This window comes from Mesorhizobium sp. P2_E10, assembly GCF_056404235.1.
The window spans coordinates 679401-697105 of record NZ_JBFUEK010000002.1 but is presented as its reverse complement, the minus strand read 5'-3'; the positions used below and the strand labels follow the sequence as shown (position 1 = coordinate 697105).

Sequence of the window (17705 nt, the reverse complement as noted above, 5' to 3'; positions counted from 1 at the left end):
AACTCGATCGTGGACGAATCCCCGTTCGACACTATATCGATGCGGCTTGGCGCGTAACCTCAAACAAGGGCATCGATATGGCTGACCTCGACGTGGGCGATCTTGCGCCGCAATTCGACCTCCCGCGCGACGGTGGCGGGTCGCTTAGCCTGACGGCATATTCGGGCAAGCCGGTCGTGCTCTATTTCTATCCACAGGACGACACCACAAGTTGTACCACCGAGGCGATCGGCTTTTCACAGCTGAAGCCGGAGTTCGAAAAGGCCGGCGCCGTTGTGATCGGCCTGTCGCCCGACAGCGTGAAGAAGCACGACAAGTTCAAGACCAAATACGATCTCACCATCGATCTGGTTGCCGACGAGGAGCGAAAAGTGATCGAGGCCTACAATCTGTGGGTCGAAAAGACGATGTATGGCCGCAACTATATGGGCGTCGAGCGCGCAACCTTCCTGATCGGCAAGGACGGGAAAATAGCCAGGGTCTGGCGGAAAGTCCGCGTCAAGGGCCACGCCGAAGAGGTGCTGGCGGCGGTGCGCGCACTTTGACTGTCGCCCGTCGCTCGCCGGAGCGACAGGGCTTTGCCTAGCTGCCTGGTGAAACCTGTGCCCGTTGTGCGCACAATCCTTACCGACCGTTCGGGTCCGGCAAAGCTTTGTTAACCCTAATAATGTGTAATCAGGCTCGTCGTTGGTGTCGTAACGAAAGCTTGGTCCCGTGAACGTAACCGGTCAGTCAGCGGTCTTCGGCAGACGCAGAGAGCCCCACACGGTCATCATCGCCCGGGGCAATCAGATAAGGCACTTCACCATACGCCCCTGGCTTGCCGCCTTCATCGGCTCGGCGCTGGCGGCGATTGCCATAGGCTATCTGCTGGCGACCTCCTATCTCGTGCTGCGCGACGATCTCATCGGCGCCGCCACGGCACGGCAGGCACGCATGCAGCAGGCCTATGAGGACCGCATTTCAGCGTTGCGCGCCCAGGTCGACCGGATCACCAGCCGCCAGCTCCTCGACCAGCAGCTCATGGAAACCAAGGTGAGCGAATTGCTCGAACGGCAGTCGCAGCTCAGCCAGCGCCATGGCCGCCTCGGCCCGATCCTCGAACGCGCCGAAAACGAAGTCGGCACCCCGCCCGCCGCGGCTGATGCCACCGCCCCAAAGCCTGACGACCATGCCGACGCGACCGGCAGCATCTCGCAACCGATGGCCTATTCCGTCGCCAGTCTCGGCGCCGGCGACACCAGGCCGTTCTCGCTGTGGTCGACCCGCTCTGATCCGCTGCCGAGCGAGACGGCGGCCGACCGCGCCGACAAGCTGTTCGTGTCGATCAACGAATCGCTCAAGGCCATCGAGAGCCAGCAGCTCACCCGCATCGCCACGCTTGCCGACAATGCCTACAAGAGCGCCGATGCGATCACGCAGGCGCTGCAGGCGGCCGGCCTGCCGGTCGACAGCGACTTCGGCAAGAGCGAGAGCGATGTCGGCGGCCCGCTGATCCCGCTCGACAGCTCGATGATGTTCGACAGCAAGGTCAAGGAACTCGACGAAGCGCTGGATGCGCTCGACCATCTGAAAACCGAGGCGCGGCGGCTGCCCCTCGCCAATCCCGCTCCCGGCCGCTCCGTCACCAGCCCGTTCGGCGTGCGCACCGACCCGATCCTGGGCACCGCGGCGCTGCATTCGGGCATGGATTTCCGGGCGCCGATCGGCATGTCCGCCAAGGTCACAGCGCCCGGCGTGGTCGTCAAGGCCGGCTGGAACGGCGGCTATGGCCGCATGGTCGAGGTCGACCATGGCAATGGCTTTTCGACGCGCTACGGGCATCTCAGCGAAATCGACGTGGCTGTCGGCGACAAGCTCGACGCCGGCGCCATCATCGGCAAGACCGGCAGCAGCGGCCGCTCGACCGGCCCGCATCTGCATTACGAAGTTCGCCACAATGGCGAAGCCATCGATCCGCTGCGCTTCCTCTCGGTCGGCAAGAAGGTCGCCCAGTATCTCTAGGCCGACGATCCTTTCGTCGGCTGTTCATTCGACAACCCACGCATATCCGCAGCGGCGCCAACCTTCAAAGGTTCGGAACAAGCCCCTGATGACCCGGCAAGCGCTGGGGCCATGCAGGCAACCCCAAGCGGACTTACCATCGCGCCGAGAGGCGCTGGCTGATCCGTAGCTGCAGAGGCATCCCCCTTCCCTTCCTCGCTGCGCACCGTCTCTCCTCGGCATATTACCGTTGACATAAACTAGTTGTAGGATGATATGTATATCCATACCTTCCTACTGATCCAGTCTGGCCCGGGATGACAGCGCACGGCATTGCCTCATCAGTTCTCGACGCGCTGCAGGGCGTGGTCGGACACAGCGGCGTGATCGCTGATGCCGCCGGCATGGCGAAGTATCTCGGTGATTGGGCCGGCGATCACAGCGGCAAGGCGCTCGCCGTTCTGAAGCCTGGCTCCGTCGCCGAGGTGCAGGCGCTGGTGCGGCTTTGCAGCGCGCTCGGGCTCGGCGTCATTCCGCAGGGCGGCAACACCGGGCTGGTCGCCGGCGCAATCGACATCGGGACCGGCGGCGCGGTGATCGTCAGTCTGGAGCGGTTGAACGCCATTCGGCTCGTCGACGCCGACAATTTCATCCTGCAGGCCGATGCCGGCTGCGTCCTGCAGCACATCAAGGATGCCAGCGAGGCGCAAGATTGCCTGTTTCCGCTGGCGCTCGGCGCCCAGGGAAGCTGCCAGATCGGCGGCAACGCCGCCAGCAATGCCGGTGGCGTCAATGTGCTGCGCTATGGCATGGCGCGCGACCTCATCCTCGGTCTCGAGGTCGTGCTGCCGGACGGTGACTTGTGGAGCGGCTTTTCCGGCCTGCGCAAGGACAATCGTGGCTATGATCTGAAGCAGTTCTTCATCGGCAGCGAAGGCACGCTGGGCATCATCACCGGCGTCGAGGTCAAGCTGTTTCCCAAGCCCAACCGTGTCGAGACCGCCTATCTCGGCGTTGCCTCGTTCGAAGCGGCCATCGCCCTTTTTCGCGAGGCACGCCGTGGCTGTGCCGATCTGATCTCCGCCTTTGAGATCATCGGCTCGGAATGCATCGCGCTTGCCCGCCTGATCGACGCCAACCTCGTCGCGCCGGTCACAGCCCCGGTCCATGTGCTGATCGAATTGTCGACCAGCGCTCCTATCGACCTCAGCACCTTGCTGGTCGATTTCCTTGCCGGCGCCATGGAAAAAGGTCTCGTCACCGAGGCGGTCCTTGCCGCAAGCGGCGCGCAAACAAAGTCGTTCTGGGCAATTCGCGAAGGGCTGGTCGAAGGCCAGGCCAAGCGAGGCTATCATGTGCGCACCGACCTTTCGGCGCGCCTCTCGGACATTCCGGAACTGGTCGAGCAAGCTCGCGACTTTGTCGCCTTGCGCCATCCCGGCTGGATTGCGCAAGCCTACGGGCACGCCGGCGACGGCAACATCCATTTCAACGTGCTGCCACCGCCCGGTCTTGTCGAGGCCGTTGCCCGTGCCAGAGGCGCCGATATTGCAGCCGGGCTCTACGCCATCACCGCCGCGCTTGGCGGCTCGATCAGCGCCGAGCATGGCATCGGACGCACCCGCCAGCGTGCATTCTGGACCGGCCTATCGCCAACGCACAGACGGCTCGTCACCGCGCTGAAACAGGCGCTCGACCCCAACGGGCTGATGAACCCCGGTTGCCTTCTGCCCTCGATGGAGAGTTTTTCATGAAAACACGACTGGCTGCCATCGGCACGGTGGAAGCGTTGCCACATCGCGTCGCCGCGTTCCTCAGCCGCGAGATCGAATCCGGCGACCTCAATCCGGGCAGTCTGCTGCCGACGGAGCAACAGCTTTCGGAGAAGTTCGGCGTCAGCCGCAATGTCGTGCGCGAGGCGATCGCGCAATTGCGCGCCGACGGCATGGTGGAGGCGCGACAAGGTATCGGTTCGTTCGTCCTGGCGCCGGAGCAGCGGGCGGCAATCCGCATCGACCGCGAGACGCTGAATGAAGGCCAGAATATGCAGCGGCTGTTCGAGCTGCGCTGCATCCTCGAGGCCGAATCGGCGGCGCTTGCCGCCGAGCGCCGCGACCAGGAGCATCTCGATGCCATCAAGGCGGCGCTCGACCGCATGAGTGGCGAGGAGCGCTGGGAGGAAGGAAGCATCGACGCCGATCTGCTGTTCCATCGCGAGATCGCGCGGGCCACCGGCAACAGCTACATCCACACCTTCATTTCCTTCGTCTGCGAGCAGATCCGCCGCTCGATCCACTACGCCCGTCTCACCAACCCGCTGCACGATCTCGTCGAGGTCAATGTCGGTGAGCATGTGCGCATCTATGAGGCGCTGGTCGCGGGCGATCCGGCGGCGGCCGAAGCGGCAATGCGGGCCCACATCGTCGGCGCCGCGCATCGTGTCGGCGTGAAACTGCCGGCCTTGCGCCCTGAACGCATCGGCGAGGGCAAGTAGCCATGGCGATCGGTGGCCTGGATCGGATTACAGACGTGTGCCTGCTTGTCGCCGACATCGAGCGGACCGTGGAATTCTATGTCGACAAGCTCGGCTTCCGGCTGCGCCGGCGCGCCGAGGGCTTTGCCGATTTCCATGGCGAAGGGGTGACCCTCGCCGCCTGGGAGCTCGACCACATCAACAGCAACACTGGCGTGTCGAATGCCCGCTCGCCGCGGCATGCGCACAAGGTCTGCGTGGCGGTCAAGCTCGACGCGCCCGCCGAGATCGACCGGCTCTACGCCGATCTGACTGCCAAGGGTGTGCCCTTCTATAGCCCACCCCAGGACTATGTCTGGAATGCGCGCTGCGCCTATTTCACCGACCCGGACGACACGCTCTGGGAACTATACGCCTGGCTCGACGGCGGCCCAGGCGATTATCACGACGAAAGGCCGTAGGTGACGTCGCGCCGGCGGGAGTGGCGCGGATTTTGACGGAACAATCTTGATCCAACAGGAGCGAAAAATGAGTGGGAACCAACGCTACCAGACAAACCGCCGGACCTTCATCAAGACCGGCCTGATCGGCCTAGCGGCCGCATCTCAGGGCATGCAGCTTTTGCTCACGCCAGGCGCGAAAGCAGCCGGAAAGGTCGTCATCCAGTATGACTGGCTGATGTCGAACGGCCAGATCGGCGATATCGCCGCCGTAGCCAATGGCTATTTCAAGGAGGCCGGGCTTGACGTCGAGTTCAGCCCCGGCGGGCCCAATTCCGCGACCGTGCCGCCGGTGATTTCAGGCTCCGCCCAGCTTGGCCAGTTCTCCGAAACGCCGCAGCTCTATGCCGCGCGCGCCAGCGGCGTGCCGGTGAAAATCATCGCCTGCGGCTTCCGCACCGGGCCGTACGCCTTCACCTCAAAGGGATCGAATCCGATCCGCGCCGTGGCCGACCTCAAGGGCAAGAAGATCGGCATTCAGCCGACAGCTCGTTTTGTCATCGACGAAATCCTGTCGAAGAACGGCTTGAGCGCCGACGATGTCACCGTCGTCAATGTCGGCTTCGACAAGGCGCCGCTGATACGTGGCGACGTCGACGCCATCGGTGGCTGGATCACCAACACGCAGGCGCTCAGCGTCGTCGGCGATGACCGCGTCGACCTTCTGGTGCGCGATCTCGGGCTGGACTCCTATGCCGATGTCTACTTCGCCACGGATACAGCGATAGAGCAGGATCCGCAGACGCTGGCGAAGTTCATCGGCGCCGTGGCCAAGGGTTGGGGCTGGGTTCATGCCAACCCCAAGGAAGCGGTGAGCAAGATGGTCGCGGCCTATCCGGAAATGGACCTCGGCTGGGAGCAGAAAACCATCGATCTCGTGCTGAAGCTGTCTTTCGACGCCGCGACCGCCAAGGATGGCTGGGGGACATTCGACCCAGCCTCCATCGAAAGCCAGCTGGCGTTGCTGGACAAGGTCGGCCAATACCCGAACGGAAGGCCTGCCGCAGCCGACGTCTACACCACAAAAATCCTCGAATTGTCGGCCGCCGACCGGCCCAAGCTCGACGCGCCCGCCGCCTGATGGCGAACGCAATCGAAGCCCGCGAACTGGATGTCGGCTATGGCGGCCGGCAGACGGCGGTGAAAGTGCTCTCCGGCCTCGACCTTTCCGTCGAGGCCGGATCTTTCCTATCGATTCTGGGACCTTCGGGGTGTGGCAAGTCGACCTTGCTGCGCGTCGTCGCCGACCTGCTCGATCCGCTCGGCGGCAGCATCAGCGTGCTCGGCGACACGCCGCATGCGGTGCGCTCGCGTCGCGATGTCGGTTTCGTCTTCCAGGATTCGACCTTGCTGCCGTGGCGCTCGGTGCGCGACAATATCCGCCTGCCGCTCGCAGTCGGCCAAGGCAGCGTCACCCGCAAGATCGAGGATCGCACCGACGACCTGCTTGACCTGATGGGGCTTGCCGACCTCAGTGAGCGCCTGCCGCACCAACTTTCCGGCGGCCAGCGCCAACGCGTGGCCATCGCCCGCGCGCTGCTCGGACAACCCAGGCTGCTGTTGATGGACGAGCCGTTCGGGGCGCTGGACGAGATCACCCGCGACCGCCTCAATGACGAGCTTCTGAACCTGTGGCGCCGCACCGGCACCACCATCCTCTTCGTCACACACTCGATCGCAGAAGCCGCTTATCTCGGCGAACGCGTCATCGTGCTTGCCGCCAATCCTGGGCGCCTGGTCAAGGATCTCGACATGCGGCCGCTCAAGCAGGACGGCAACCGCTGCACGCGCGAGGATCCGGCGATCGTCAACGCCATGGCCGAATTGCGCGGTGCGCTGGAGCGGGCCTCATGAAGCCGGCTCCCTTGTCGCCAACGCTTGCCATCGCCCTGCCCGTGCTTGGTGCCGCGTCGCTCCTTTTCGCCTGGCAGGTCCTGCTCCCATGGCTGGGCGTACCCGCCTATATCGTGCCGACGCCGACGGCCATATTCGGCGTATTCCAGAAGAACCTGTCGCTGCTGCTCGCCAATCTCAGGCCGACGCTGATCGAGGCGCTGGCCGGTTTTGTCATCGGCAATCTTGCCGGCGTGCTGCTTGCCGTCTTGTTCGTGCACAGCCGCATCCTACAGGCAGCCTATTTTCCGATCGTGCTGTTCTTCAACACCATCCCCATCCTGGCGCTGGCGCCGATCATCACCCTGATCTTCGGGCTCGGCATGACGCCGAAGATCGTCATCGCGGCAGTGATCTGCTTCTTCCCGACGCTGGTGAACATGATCCGTGGCCTGGATTCAGGCAGCGACAATGAGCATGAGCTGTTCCGGGTGCTGTCGGCGACGCGCTGGGAAATTTTCTGGAGCCTGCGCCTGCCGCGCGCGCTGCCGATGCTGTTTTCCTCGCTGAGGATCGCATCGGCAACGGCGGTTATCGGCGCCATCGTCGGCGAGTGGATCGGCTCGGACAAGGGCCTCGGTGCACTCATCATCCAGGCGAGCTTCAACTACCAGTCAGACCGGCTTTACGCGGCGATCGTGCTGTCGTCGTCGCTGTCGATCGCGCTATTCGCGATCGTGGTTCTCGTCGAGCGTCGAGTCATAAAATACTGACAGGCATTTTCGCTGCCTGGTTTCAAGCCAGTTCGAAGCGCTCCACAGCCCGCATGATGCCGCGCAGTTCGGCGAGGCCCTTGAGGCGGCCTATCAGCGAATAGCCGGGGTTGATCCTGGTCTTGCCGATGTCGTCGGCAAGCAGATGGCCGTGGTCGGGGCGCATCGGGATGCGCCAGTCCGCCCTGCCCTCCTTGCGCCGGCGGACCTCTTCCTTCATCAGCGCCAGGATCACCGAGGCCATGTCGGTCGAGCCTTCCAGATGCTCGGCCTCGAAGAACGAGCCATCGTCTTCGCGCGTCACGTTGCGCAGATGGGCGAAGTGGATTTTCGACCCGAACTCCTCGACCATGGCGACAATGTCGTTGTCGGCGCGCGTGCCGTAGGAGCCGGTGCACAGCGTCAGTCCGTTGGCCGGACTGTCGACCGTGTTCAGGATGAAACGCGCGTCATCGGCGGTGGAGACGATGCGCGGCAATCCGTACAACGAGAACGGCGGATCGTCGGGATGGATGCACATGCGCGCGCCGACTTCCTCGGCAACCGGAATGATTTCCTTCAGGAACCAGGCAAGGTTGGCGCGCAGTTCCGCCGGGCCGATTGCCGCATAGTCGGCAAGCGCATCGCGCATCGTCTCCCTGTTATAGCTGCGCTCGGTGGCGGGCAGCCCGGCAATGAGATTGCGCTCTATTCTGTCGATCTGCTCGCCGCTCAATGTCTTCAGCCGCGCTTGCGCTTCGGCGATGCGCGCCGGGCTGTAGCTGGCCTCGGCATTGCTGCGTTTCAGCACGAACAGATCATAGGCGGCGAAGTCGATCGCGTCGAAGCGCAAGGCGTAGCCGGTGGTCGGCAACCGATACATGAGATCGGTGCGGGTCCAGTCGACCACGGGCATGAAATTGTAGCAGATGGTCGAAATGCCGGCCTTGGCCAGGGCCCGAATGGTATCCTTGTAGAAGCCTGCGTAGCGCTGCCTCTCCGCCGACCCGATCTTGATCGAGTTGTGGACGGGGATGCTCTCCACCACCGACCAGGTCAGCCCCGCCGCCTCGATGATGCGCTTGCGTTCCAGGATGTCGGCCAAAGGCCAGGCGCGGCCGTCATAGATGTTGTGCAAGGCCGACACGACACCCGTTGCCGCTGCCTGCCTGACATGGTCGAGCGTGACCGGATCGTCCGGCCCGTACCAGCGCCAACATTGTTCCATGGAAGTCCCTTCCGAAGCGAAGCCAAAACCGTATTGTTGGACCATAGCCGGAGTCGAAACTTCGGCAATCCCAACGACGCGATGACGGAGTTTGAGCCATGAAGGATTTCGACGGCAAGGTTGCGCTGGTGACCGGAACGACCGGCATCGGCCTGGCAAGCGCCAGGCGCTTGGCGGCCGGTGGTGCGGCGATCATCGCGTGCGGCATCGACGGCAATGCGAATGCGGCGATGCAAAGGGAATTGGATGGTTCCGGCGCAAAGGCGTTGGTGGTGACAACTGATGTTTCCGTGCCCGATCAGGTGGCCCGGGCGATCGCTGCCGGCGTCGCGCGCTTCGGCGGACTGGACGTCATCGTCAACTCGGCCGCCGTGCACCCTTATGGCACCGCAACGAACACGGATTTCGAGACCTGGAACCGGGCAATGTCCGTCAATGTCGGCTCCATCTACCTGACAGCCCATTTCGGCATTCCCGAAATGATCAAGCGGGGTGGCGGCGCCATCGTCAACCTGGCGTCGGTACAGGGCCACGCCTGCCAGCAGAACGTCGCCGCCTATGCGACGACCAAAGGGGCGATCCATACGCTGACGCGCTCGCTGGCGCTCGACTATGCCCGCCAGGGAATCCGCGTGAATTCGGTCAGCCCGGGATCAATCCGCACACCAATACTGGAAAAGGCGGCGCGCGGCGACAGCGGCAGCGACGCCGATATCGAAGCCGCTTTCAGACGTTTCGGCGAAGCGCACCCGCTTGGCCGCATCGGCGAGCCGGAAGAAGTGGCGGAGCTGATCGCCTTTCTTTGCTCGTCCAAAGCGGGCTTCTGCACCGGCGCCGACTACAAGATCGACGGCGGCCTGACCGCCGGCATCGGGGTCAAGTAGTTGGCCGGATCGCCGCGATCCGATCATTCAATCCAGCAAGACCTGTAAAATGGTGGGCGATGACGGGCTCGAACCGCCGACATCTTCGGTGTAAACGAAGCGCTCTACCAACTGAGCTAATCGCCCGCTCCGGCGCGGACCTTTAAGCGGTCAGGACAGGCTTCGCAAGGCCAAATGAACAGGCGGCCCCCTCGCCATCGGCTGGTTTTGACAACAAAATCCCGCTTGTCAAAAAACCTTCTCCTGTTTGCTGTTATGCTGTCCAGGTGCGCTTGACACCCGGTGGCGAACCCCTTATCCACCGCCCCAACGACGAACACGGCTGACACGTGCTCGTCCATGCGCGGGTGTAGCTCAGTTGGTTAGAGTGCCGGCCTGTCACGCCGGAGGTCGCGGGTTCGAGCCCCGTCACTCGCGCCATTTCTCTTCAAGGGTCACGATCCTTGGTGCCGGAGAAATGTCGACGTTGATGTCAAAAATCTGTTCTTGCACAGGCAAACTGAGGCGCTCCGAATGCCGGCCATTGCCGTCGGTCTTCTGACGTTGTCGATTTCCCGCCGCGCTTCCTTGACGACTGGCTTCGAATCATTGGTGGCTCTGTGCAAATGGGGTGCCGCGGCGGTAAGCTGACTATTCTGGTGAAACGCCACTTGCATATCCGCCGATAGATCGCTTGATTCATCGTCGGACAATAGGCCTGCTATAGAATGTCTGAGCTGGAAGGAGGACTTGCAATGTCAATCGCCCCAAACGTTTCGATGCGCATGGTGTTCACATTGATCTGCCTGGTCGGACTGACAATGATCGCTTCCGCTCTCTTTCCCAATACAGCCTCGGCCGATCGGCTTCAGCGATGCGCGCGCGAGGGCGGCATTTGCCGGCTGCCTTATCCCTCCGAAGTGGTGTTCGGCGTTCAGGGTCGCAGCACCTCCCGCTTTTTCGACCGCGACGCAGTGCCGTGCTCAACTCGTGTCTTTGGTGACCCGGCGCCCGGCCGGCAAAAGGCGTGTTTCATCGTGCTGCGCGATCGCGACGACTCCGATGGCGGCTACGACGAGCCTCGCCGTGACGAATGGGTCGCCTGTGCCCGTGAAGGCGAATATTGTGATTTCCGGGGCCGCAAGGTGGTGAGGTACGGGGGGCGCGGCCGGTTCACGCAAGACGTATTCAGGAACGGTGTCCAATGCGACAACGATTCATTCGGTGACGATCCCGCACCCGGCGCCCACAAGCGCTGCTACGTCAGGCAGTAGTTGGTCATCTCCGGGTCACTCGGGACCCTTGGCAGTTGCGCGTGTGGAAGCAGCGCCTTCCTGACGCGTTCGATGCCTATCAAGCCTGTCAGCCAGCAAGGGTCATGCTGGCCTGTCACGCCGGAGGTCGCGGGCTCGAGCCCCGCTCGCACCATCTCCCTCGATGGCTTCCGATCCCCGTTTGTAAATCAGGCGGACGACGAGGCCGATGTATCCAAGCTGAAGAACAAACATTGCAAGAACAGCCCAGCCGAGCGCCTTCCAGACGGACCCGGTTTCGATCTCGGCCCAGATCGCAACGATGAACGACGTTGCGAACATGCCCACCAAAAATTGCGGAAAATACATAATGGCCCAGCACCCATGTTTCGGCGATTCAGGCGGCTTTCAAATCGGCAGTTAAAGAGCCCGCCGCTTCATTTTGCGAAGCGGCGGGCCCCAATCGCCCCCCGTTCGCCGGGAGCGATGGATGCCCCCGGCATTGCTGACAGTGCAATTGCGGTGCCAGACATGACGACCCATTACGGGACACCTATGCCAATGGCGCAAGACCGGATTGCTGATTAACATTACCTGTTGCTAATATGACACCCCAAGCACGAGCGCCTCGGAAGTCTGAATGCCGGCCTGACAATTTCAGGATTTATAGGTATCGCGCCATCTCGGGCCGGGTTGAAACGAGCCGCCTGATCATCTCTCTTCTCGCCGAGGCGCCCTTGGAATCACCGTTTTTTGCCAGGTCGATGGACTGGCCTGCCAGCGTGTGCGCCGCACTGCGCAGATACAGGATCGAGCCCGGGCGCGGCGGCACCGCTGCATGGAAAATGGCAGGAAGAGCAACAGCTGCGGCAAGCGCGACGAGACCGTAGATCCATCCCTCAAAATACCAGATGCCGCTGACCGCCCCGACCAGTTCGACGAAGCAGATACCCATCAAGCCTGTCAGCCAGTCGGGGGTCATTCTGGCCTGAATTGGACGCCTGGTCTGAGCCATGCTGCGCCATTTTGGCCGCCGTTTTGGCAAGCGTCGAGACGAATGACAGGCATTTGCCCGCAAGCAATGCCCCCAAGGCCAGGGCCACCCAGAGCATCGAAGTTCCTCCTTGCGCGCCAATCATGCCGAAAACAATTTCGCGCCTGCTTCTACCCCTTCGCCAGCAGCGCCTCGACCTCCTGCAGCGTCGGCATGGACGGCGCCGTGCCCGGCCGCGTCACCGAAATGCCGGCGACGGCGCAAGCGAAGCGCATCGCCTGCAACGGCTCCACTCCTTTGGCGAGCGCCGCGGCCAGGCCGCCATTGAAAGCGTCGCCCGCCCCTGTCGTCTCGACCACCGGCCCAGCATTGACCACGGGAACATGGTCGGAACGGTTTTTCGTGTGCAGCAATGCGCCCTTGTCGCCGAGCGTGACGATGACAGCGCCGACGCCCTTTCCGAGCAAGCTGTCGGCGGCGCGGCGGGCGTCGTCGATGGAGGAAACCTTGATGCCGGTCAGTTCCTCGGCTTCGGTCTCGTTGGGCGTGACATAGTCGCAAAGCGCGTAGATGCGATCGGGCAGCATCGCCGCAGGCGCCGGGTTGAGGATGGTGGTCACCCCTGCCCCACGCGCGATCTCCAGCGCCCGCAGCGCTGCCTCGATCGGCTGCTCGAACTGGGTGACGAAGACGCCTGCCGAACCGATCAGGCCGGCATGAGCGTCGATATCGGCGGGTGAAATCAGCATCGCCGCACCGGGGCTGACGATGATGGCGTTGTTGCCGGTTGCCTCCTCGACAAAGATGTAGGCCGCACCGGTGTAGCTCTCGGGCGTGTCGATGACGGCGCTCTTCACCCCGGCCTGCGCCCAGGTCTGCCTCGCCATATCGGCGAAGGCATCGACGCCGAGCCGCGTGAGGAAGGTAACGTCGGCGCCAAGCTTGCCGGCCGCCACCGCCTGGTTCGACCCCTTGCCGCCGGGGCCGAGCTTGAAGGAGTTGCCGAGAATGGTCTCACCCATACGTGGCTGGCGATCGGCGCGATATGCGGTGTCGGCGACGAAGACGCCGAGGATAACGACAGGCTTGCCTTCTGCCATGGTGCTACTCCGCGTCCGGCGGGACGACGCCCTTGCGGAAGGCGAAGCAGCCATAGAAGCGGCGCTCGCCGGTCTGGATGACGCAATAGGCCTTCTTCGAGCGTTCGTAGAAGGCGTAGCGCTCGACCGAAATCATCGGCCAGGCCTTGCCTTCGGCGGCGTCGATCTGCCTCTGCACTTCCTGTTGCACGGGCGGAATCTCATCCGGCTTGCCGACGATCTCCATGCGGGCGGCCGCGTCGTCGACGAATGTATCCAGCGGATAGAGCGACAGCACGGCCTTGACCACATCCGCCGCCGACGCGTCGATGCGCAGCAACTTGCCGAGCACGGTCTGGCGCGCCACCGAATCGGCCGGGAAATTTGTGTCGGCGATGATCAAATCGTCGCCGTGTCCCATTGCCCGCAGTGCCTGCAGCACATCGGCATTGAGCAACGGGTTGATCCCTTTGAGCATTTATTCCTCCCGAACGGATTTTGGGTGTGAAATCAGAGCCGGTTGCCGGTCTCTGCGTCGAAGAGATGGACCTGGTCAAGCCGCGGCTTCAGATGCAGCGTGTCGCCCGGCTTGAAGTCGTGGCGCTCGCGAAACAGCGCCACCATCTCGCCCTCGCCGAAGCGCAGGAAGACCAGCGTTTCGGAACCTGTGGGTTCGACCACCGAGATTTTGGCGGCAACACCGTCGGGGTGGATTTCGAGATGCTCGGGCCGGACGCCGTAGACGACATTGCGCCCGTTCTCCACGGCGCTGCTGGCGGCAATCGGGAACGGCGTGCCGGCAATCTCGACGACCGGCTTGTCGCCCTTCTTCACGACGCCCTTGAGCAGGTTCATCGACGGCGAGCCGATGAAGCCGGCAACAAACAGATTGGCCGGCCGGTCAAACAATTCCAGCGGCGCGCCGACCTGCTCGATGCGGCCATCGCGCATGACCACGATCTTGTCGGCCATCGTCATGGCTTCGATCTGGTCGTGGGTGACATAGATGGTGGTGGTCTTCAGCCGCTGGTGCAGTTCCTTGATCTCGGTGCGCATCTGCACGCGCAGCTTGGCGTCGAGATTGGAGAGCGGCTCGTCGAACAGGAACACTTGCGGGTTGCGCACAATGGCGCGGCCCATGGCGACGCGCTGGCGCTGGCCGCCCGAGAGCTGGCGCGGATAACGCTTGAGATAGGGGTTGAGGTCGAGGATGTCGGCGGCGCGCTTGACCCGTTCCGCAACCACGGCCGGATCGGTTTTGCGCAGCTTGAGCGCAAAGGCCATGTTCTGCTCCACGGTCTTGTGCGGATAGAGCGCGTAGTTCTGGAACACCATGGCGATATCGCGCTTGGCCGGCGGCAGATGGTTGACGACACGGTCGCCGATGGCGATCGTTCCGCCGGATATGGTTTCCAGCCCCGCCACCATCCTGAGCAGCGTGGACTTGCCGCACCCAGACGGGCCGACCAGCACCACGAACTGCCCGTCGGCGATATCGACACTGACATCGTGCAGGACCTTGACGGTTCCGAACGCCTTGGCCACATTGGTGATCGCGACTTGAGCCATCGTCCCCTCTATCGTTTTCGGTGAAGCTAGCCATTGCCAACGATTAGGGCAAGCCAGTATCTTATAGATAAAAACCCATCCTTGTTGACAAGGTAATCGATTACGCGAATAGTGCGAGTGCCAATCCGACAGCCGGCCCTTTTTCCGGTCAACGGAACTCCTGGCGACGCAGGGTGGGGTCCCACGTCCCCATATGATATAGGAGAACCGCGGACGTTTCGGCGTCTGAGATTGGCATATCAAATCCATGTCTGGTCAATTCACGACTGTTGTTCTGGGAGGAATGGTAGATGAGAGTCGGTCTTTACGAAAAATTGGTCCGCGCGGGAGCAACCCGACGCGACATACTCAAGGGAGCGGCCAGCATGGCCGCGCTCTCGGCGGCATCGGGCGCCGGCCTCGGCGCATTGACGCGTCCGGCTTTCGCCGATGATCTGCGCGCGCAGATCCTGCAAGTCCCGGGTGTCGGCAAGGGTCAACCGACCGATGCCGACTTCCAGAAGGTCGGTGAGATGTGCCTTGGCGCCACCAAGGCCAGCATCAAGCCAGGCGAGTTCGCCGGTGTCGAGCTCACCTTCATGGGTCTCAATAACCAGAACCTGCACAATGTGCTCTACCGCGGCTTCCTGAAGGCCTGGGAAGACTACACCGGAGCCAAGTTCACCTGGATCGATCTGGCACAGGCCGACTACGGCGCGCGCCTGCAGCAGTCAATCGCCACCAAAACCGTCGACTTCGACGTCATCGAAATGGGCGCGCCGTTCGAAGGCGACGTCTGCGGCAAGGGGCTGGCCTCCGAGATGCCGGACTGGGTCAAGAAGCAAATCGAAATGGACGACCTGGTCAACTATCTCAAGCCGCCTGTCGGTACATGGGACGGCAAGCAGTATCGCGTGACCGTCGACGGCGATGCGCACAACTTCAACTATCGCACCGATGTTTTCTCCGACAAAGGTCTCGCCGACGCCTGGAAAGCCGCCGGCAATGCAACGCCGTGGGGCGTGCCGACCACCTGGCAGCAGGTGCAGGCCGTGACCAAATTCCTGAAAGGCCAGAAATTCAACGGTCAGGACGTCTACGGTTATCTCGACGCGCCCAAGGCCTGGGGCGGTTTCGGCTTCTATTTCCTTGGCAGCCGCGCCACCGCCTATGCCAAGCATCCGGACGACAAGGCCTGGCTGTTCGACGCCGACACGATGAAGCCGCGCATCAACAATCCGGCCTGGGTGCGTGCCATCCAGGATGTGATCGACGCGCTGCCTTTCGAACCGGCCGACCAGATCAACGCCGATCCCAACACCACAGGCTTCAGCCAGTTCCTCGCCGGTACCGGCTCGATGATCCCGTGGTGGGGCGACATCGGCTCCAACGCCAAGACCAACGATTCTTCGGTTATCGGCGACACCGTCGGCTTCTCGATCCTGCCCGGCTCGGACGATGTCTACAACTCCAAGACCGGCAAGTGGGATACGCTGGCCAGCGGCCCGAACTTCTCGCCGAACTGCGCTTATCTCGGCTGGGGCGTTTATGTCATGGCCCGCGTCGATAGCGACGAAAAGAAGAAAAAGGCGGCCTGGTCGGCAGCAGCCCATCTCGGCGGCAAGGACCTGTCGCTTTGGTGCGCGGCGTATCCGTCAGGCTTCCAGCCCTACCGCAACAGCCATTTCAACATTCCGGAATGGGTGGCGGCCGGCTACGACGAGGCGTTCATCACCTCGTATCTCAAGTCGGAAGCCGACAGCTACAACCATCCGAACGCGGCGATCGAGCCACGCATCCCCGGCATCTTCCAGTATTACAGCGCCGCCGAGGACATTCTGGCCAACACCTTCGCGGGCAAGATGAAGGCGCAGGAAGGCGCCGACGCCATCGCCGCCGCCTGGGAGAAGCTGACCGACCAGCTCGGCCGCGAGAACCAGATCAAGCTCTACAAGGCCTCGCTTGGCGTGTAGGCTGATCGTATAGTGAACAAGGGTCCGGCGGTGCAAAGCCGCCGGACCTGACCGGCCAGGCCGGTCGAAGGGCCTTCTTATGAATGGACGAGACGCGTGGCTGACCAGACCTTGCCCACCAATGCATGGCCGGCAAACGCCGTTCCATCCGACCTGATAGCGCCAGGCCGCAAGCGGCTCGGCCGGACGTTGATGGCCGTTGCGACGCTCGGTCTCTTGGCAATCATCGCAGTCCAGATCCTGTACAAGACTGAAGTCGACGCCATTGGCTTCGAGACCTGGCGGCCGGTCGTCTATGCCTACATGCTTTGGGGCGTGGCAATCGGCATCGGCCAGGTGCTGACGCGCGGCGAAGACGGCCAGCGCGCGCTGTTCCTGCTGCCGGCACTGCTGTTCACCATCGCCATGGTGATCTTTCCGACGCTGTTCGGCTTCTACATCGCGCTGACCGACTGGAACCTCAGTTCCATCACCGGCCGGAAATTCAATGGGCTCGACAATTTCTGGCAGATGCTGTCCGACCCGTACTACCGCAACGCGCTGTTCAACATGGTGCTCTACGTGCTTGCCGTGCTGGTCGAATATGCGATCGCCTTTGGCCTGGCGCTGCTGCTCAACGCGCAGATCCGGGCACGCAAATTCTTCCGCGTCGTCTTCCTGATGCCGTTGATGCTGTCGCCGGTCGCGGTATCGTGGATGGTCGGCAAATCGATCATGGAATATCGCTTCGGGCCGGCCGCGACGCTGGCACGCACTCTCGGCTGGGAAAACCCGGCCTTCTTCTCGGACCCGATCACCGCCCGCATCTCGATCATGGTTCTCGATGCCTGGACCTTCATCCCGTTCATGATGATCATGCTGCTCGCCGGCCTGCAGGCGATGTCGCGCGAGGTGCTCGAGGCCGCGCGCGTCGACGGCGCCACCGCCTGGCAGACTTTCTGGCAGGTCACTTTTCCGCTGATGCTGCCGGTATCGGTGACGGCGGTCATCCTGCGCATTATCTTCAAGCTGAAGCTGGCCGACATCATCATCACCGTCACCTCCGGCGGCCCGGGTGGTGCTACCGATTCCGTGTCGAGCTTCATCTACCGGGAATACCGCGACCGCTCGAATGTCGGCTACGGCACCATGCTGGCGATGGCCTATCTCGTGATCATCGTCGTGTTCGTGACGTGGCTGTTGAAATTCGCCAACCGCTTCGTGCGCAACGTCAATTAGGGCCGGCG

At 62.7% G+C, this 17705-nt stretch carries 18 protein-coding genes and 2 tRNA genes; 13 read left to right on the top strand and 7 right to left on the bottom strand.

The genetic code is table 11. The features are described from left to right. Positions 1–77 precede the first annotated feature (77 nt). The 8 genes from AC1D0N_RS08120 to AC1D0N_RS08085 all read left to right on the top strand — a co-directional run bounded on the left by AC1D0N_RS08120 (position 78) and on the right by AC1D0N_RS08085 (position 7562). Positions 78–545 carry a peroxiredoxin gene (locus AC1D0N_RS08120; RefSeq protein ID WP_477242908.1) on the top strand — a complete coding sequence of 156 codons (468 nt, stop codon included), beginning with the start codon at positions 78–80 and terminating at the stop codon, positions 543–545. 169 nt (positions 546–714) lie between these two features. Further along, positions 715–2004 (top strand): M23 family metallopeptidase, encoded by a 1290-nt coding sequence (locus AC1D0N_RS08115; RefSeq protein WP_477242907.1) that lies wholly within the window; start codon positions 715–717, stop codon positions 2002–2004. A 296-nt stretch (positions 2005–2300) separates the two neighbouring features. Continuing rightward, the gene (locus AC1D0N_RS08110; RefSeq protein ID WP_477242906.1) at positions 2301–3737 is read left to right on the top strand and encodes an FAD-binding oxidoreductase; all 1437 of its coding nucleotides are present in this window, start codon (positions 2301–2303) and stop codon (positions 3735–3737) included. After that, positions 3734–4477: a FadR/GntR family transcriptional regulator gene (locus AC1D0N_RS08105; protein ID WP_477242905.1), complete on the top strand. Its 744-nt coding sequence runs from the start codon at positions 3734–3736 to the stop codon at positions 4475–4477. Before AC1D0N_RS08110 ends, AC1D0N_RS08105 begins: the two co-directional genes overlap by 4 nt. 2 nt (positions 4478–4479) lie before the next feature. Continuing rightward, entirely contained in the window at positions 4480–4917 is a 438-nt protein-coding gene (locus AC1D0N_RS08100; protein ID WP_477242904.1) for a VOC family protein, read from the top strand. A gap of 67 nt (positions 4918–4984) precedes the next feature. Beyond that, positions 4985–6037 carry an ABC transporter substrate-binding protein gene (locus AC1D0N_RS08095; RefSeq protein WP_477242903.1) on the top strand — a complete coding sequence of 351 codons (1053 nt, stop codon included), beginning with the start codon at positions 4985–4987 and terminating at the stop codon, positions 6035–6037. Further along, positions 6037–6810 (top strand): ABC transporter ATP-binding protein, encoded by a 774-nt coding sequence (locus AC1D0N_RS08090; RefSeq protein ID WP_477242902.1) that lies wholly within the window; start codon positions 6037–6039, stop codon positions 6808–6810. The genes AC1D0N_RS08095 and AC1D0N_RS08090 overlap by 1 nt, the downstream gene beginning before the upstream one ends. Continuing rightward, positions 6807–7562, top strand: coding sequence for an ABC transporter permease (locus AC1D0N_RS08085; RefSeq protein WP_477242901.1), 756 nt, complete (start codon positions 6807–6809; stop codon positions 7560–7562). Before AC1D0N_RS08090 ends, AC1D0N_RS08085 begins: the two co-directional genes overlap by 4 nt. Positions 7563–7584: 22 nt before the next feature. Here AC1D0N_RS08085 and uxuA read toward each other — a convergent pair whose 3' ends face one another. Beyond that, positions 7585–8769, bottom strand: a complete 1185-nt coding sequence (gene uxuA, locus AC1D0N_RS08080) for a mannonate dehydratase (protein ID WP_477242900.1) — start codon at positions 8767–8769, stop codon at positions 7585–7587. 98 nt (positions 8770–8867) lie between these two features. Here uxuA and AC1D0N_RS08075 point away from each other — a divergent pair, with 98 nt between their 5' ends. Further along, positions 8868–9653 carry an SDR family NAD(P)-dependent oxidoreductase gene (locus tag AC1D0N_RS08075; RefSeq protein WP_477242899.1) on the top strand — a complete coding sequence of 262 codons (786 nt, stop codon included), beginning with the start codon at positions 8868–8870 and terminating at the stop codon, positions 9651–9653. A gap of 50 nt (positions 9654–9703) precedes the next feature. Here the strand turns inward: AC1D0N_RS08075 and AC1D0N_RS08070 are convergent. Beyond that, positions 9704–9779 (bottom strand) — tRNA-Val (locus AC1D0N_RS08070). A 217-nt stretch (positions 9780–9996) separates the two neighbouring features. On the opposite strand from AC1D0N_RS08070, the gene AC1D0N_RS08065 reads away from it, so the two are divergent. Both AC1D0N_RS08065 and AC1D0N_RS08060 read left to right on the top strand, forming a co-directional pair. After that, a tRNA-Asp gene (locus AC1D0N_RS08065) sits at positions 9997–10073 on the top strand. 314 nt (positions 10074–10387) lie between these two features. Continuing rightward, a complete protein-coding gene (locus AC1D0N_RS08060; protein ID WP_477243117.1) occupies positions 10388–10906 on the top strand; it encodes a hypothetical protein in 519 nt (172 codons plus the stop codon). Positions 10907–11008: 102 nt separating this feature from the next. Here the strand turns inward: AC1D0N_RS08060 and AC1D0N_RS08055 are convergent, their stop codons facing one another. From AC1D0N_RS08055 to AC1D0N_RS08035, 5 genes are all read right to left on the bottom strand, one after another. After that, the gene (locus AC1D0N_RS08055) at positions 11009–11254 is read right to left on the bottom strand and encodes a hypothetical protein (RefSeq protein WP_477242898.1); all 246 of its coding nucleotides are present in this window, start codon (positions 11252–11254) and stop codon (positions 11009–11011) included. A gap of 295 nt (positions 11255–11549) precedes the next feature. Then, on the bottom strand, positions 11550–11867 hold the full coding sequence (locus AC1D0N_RS08050; RefSeq protein WP_477242897.1) for a hypothetical protein: 318 nt from the start codon (positions 11865–11867) through the stop codon (positions 11550–11552). A gap of 182 nt (positions 11868–12049) precedes the next feature. Next, complete coding sequence (rbsK, locus tag AC1D0N_RS08045; RefSeq protein ID WP_477242896.1) at positions 12050–12979, bottom strand: ribokinase; 930 nt, start codon at positions 12977–12979, stop codon at positions 12050–12052. A 4-nt stretch (positions 12980–12983) separates the two neighbouring features. Continuing rightward, positions 12984–13436 carry an RbsD/FucU family protein gene (locus tag AC1D0N_RS08040; RefSeq protein ID WP_477242895.1) on the bottom strand — a complete coding sequence of 151 codons (453 nt, stop codon included), beginning with the start codon at positions 13434–13436 and terminating at the stop codon, positions 12984–12986. Between the two features lie 32 nt (positions 13437–13468). Continuing rightward, positions 13469–14527: an ABC transporter ATP-binding protein gene (locus AC1D0N_RS08035; protein WP_477242894.1), complete on the bottom strand. Its 1059-nt coding sequence runs from the start codon at positions 14525–14527 to the stop codon at positions 13469–13471. A gap of 290 nt (positions 14528–14817) precedes the next feature. Between AC1D0N_RS08035 and AC1D0N_RS08030 the strand changes: the two genes are divergently transcribed. Both AC1D0N_RS08030 and AC1D0N_RS08025 read left to right on the top strand, forming a co-directional pair. Continuing rightward, positions 14818–16479, top strand: a complete 1662-nt coding sequence (locus AC1D0N_RS08030; protein WP_477242893.1) for an ABC transporter substrate-binding protein — start codon at positions 14818–14820, stop codon at positions 16477–16479. 96 nt (positions 16480–16575) lie between these two features. Then, on the top strand, positions 16576–17697 hold the full coding sequence (locus tag AC1D0N_RS08025) for a carbohydrate ABC transporter permease (protein WP_477242892.1): 1122 nt from the start codon (positions 16576–16578) through the stop codon (positions 17695–17697). Positions 17698–17705: the final 8 nt, after the last annotated feature.

Excerpts from the sequence above, each read along its gene's own strand:
- AC1D0N_RS08120 (WP_477242908.1), top strand. The coding sequence starts at position 78 with ATGGCTGACCTCGACGTGGGCGATCTTGCGCCGCAATTCGACCTCCCG.
- AC1D0N_RS08110 (WP_477242906.1), top strand. The coding sequence starts at position 2,301 with ATGACAGCGCACGGCATTGCCTCATCAGTTCTCGACGCGCTGCAGGGC.
- AC1D0N_RS08105 (WP_477242905.1), top strand. The coding sequence starts at position 3,734 with ATGAAAACACGACTGGCTGCCATCGGCACGGTGGAAGCGTTGCCACAT.
- AC1D0N_RS08100 (WP_477242904.1), top strand. The coding sequence starts at position 4,480 with ATGGCGATCGGTGGCCTGGATCGGATTACAGACGTGTGCCTGCTTGTC.
- AC1D0N_RS08095 (WP_477242903.1), top strand. The coding sequence starts at position 4,985 with ATGAGTGGGAACCAACGCTACCAGACAAACCGCCGGACCTTCATCAAG.
- AC1D0N_RS08090 (WP_477242902.1), top strand. The coding sequence starts at position 6,037 with ATGGCGAACGCAATCGAAGCCCGCGAACTGGATGTCGGCTATGGCGGC.
- AC1D0N_RS08085 (WP_477242901.1), top strand. The coding sequence starts at position 6,807 with ATGAAGCCGGCTCCCTTGTCGCCAACGCTTGCCATCGCCCTGCCCGTG.
- uxuA (WP_477242900.1), bottom strand. The coding sequence starts at position 8,769 with ATGGAACAATGTTGGCGCTGGTACGGGCCGGACGATCCGGTCACGCTC.
- AC1D0N_RS08075 (WP_477242899.1), top strand. The coding sequence starts at position 8,868 with ATGAAGGATTTCGACGGCAAGGTTGCGCTGGTGACCGGAACGACCGGC.
- AC1D0N_RS08060 (WP_477243117.1), top strand. The coding sequence starts at position 10,388 with ATGTCAATCGCCCCAAACGTTTCGATGCGCATGGTGTTCACATTGATC.
- AC1D0N_RS08055 (WP_477242898.1), bottom strand. The coding sequence starts at position 11,254 with ATGTATTTTCCGCAATTTTTGGTGGGCATGTTCGCAACGTCGTTCATC.
- AC1D0N_RS08050 (WP_477242897.1), bottom strand. The coding sequence starts at position 11,867 with ATGACCCCCGACTGGCTGACAGGCTTGATGGGTATCTGCTTCGTCGAA.
- rbsK (WP_477242896.1), bottom strand. The coding sequence starts at position 12,979 with ATGGCAGAAGGCAAGCCTGTCGTTATCCTCGGCGTCTTCGTCGCCGAC.
- AC1D0N_RS08040 (WP_477242895.1), bottom strand. The coding sequence starts at position 13,436 with ATGCTCAAAGGGATCAACCCGTTGCTCAATGCCGATGTGCTGCAGGCA.
- AC1D0N_RS08035 (WP_477242894.1), bottom strand. The coding sequence starts at position 14,527 with ATGGCTCAAGTCGCGATCACCAATGTGGCCAAGGCGTTCGGAACCGTC.
- AC1D0N_RS08030 (WP_477242893.1), top strand. The coding sequence starts at position 14,818 with ATGAGAGTCGGTCTTTACGAAAAATTGGTCCGCGCGGGAGCAACCCGA.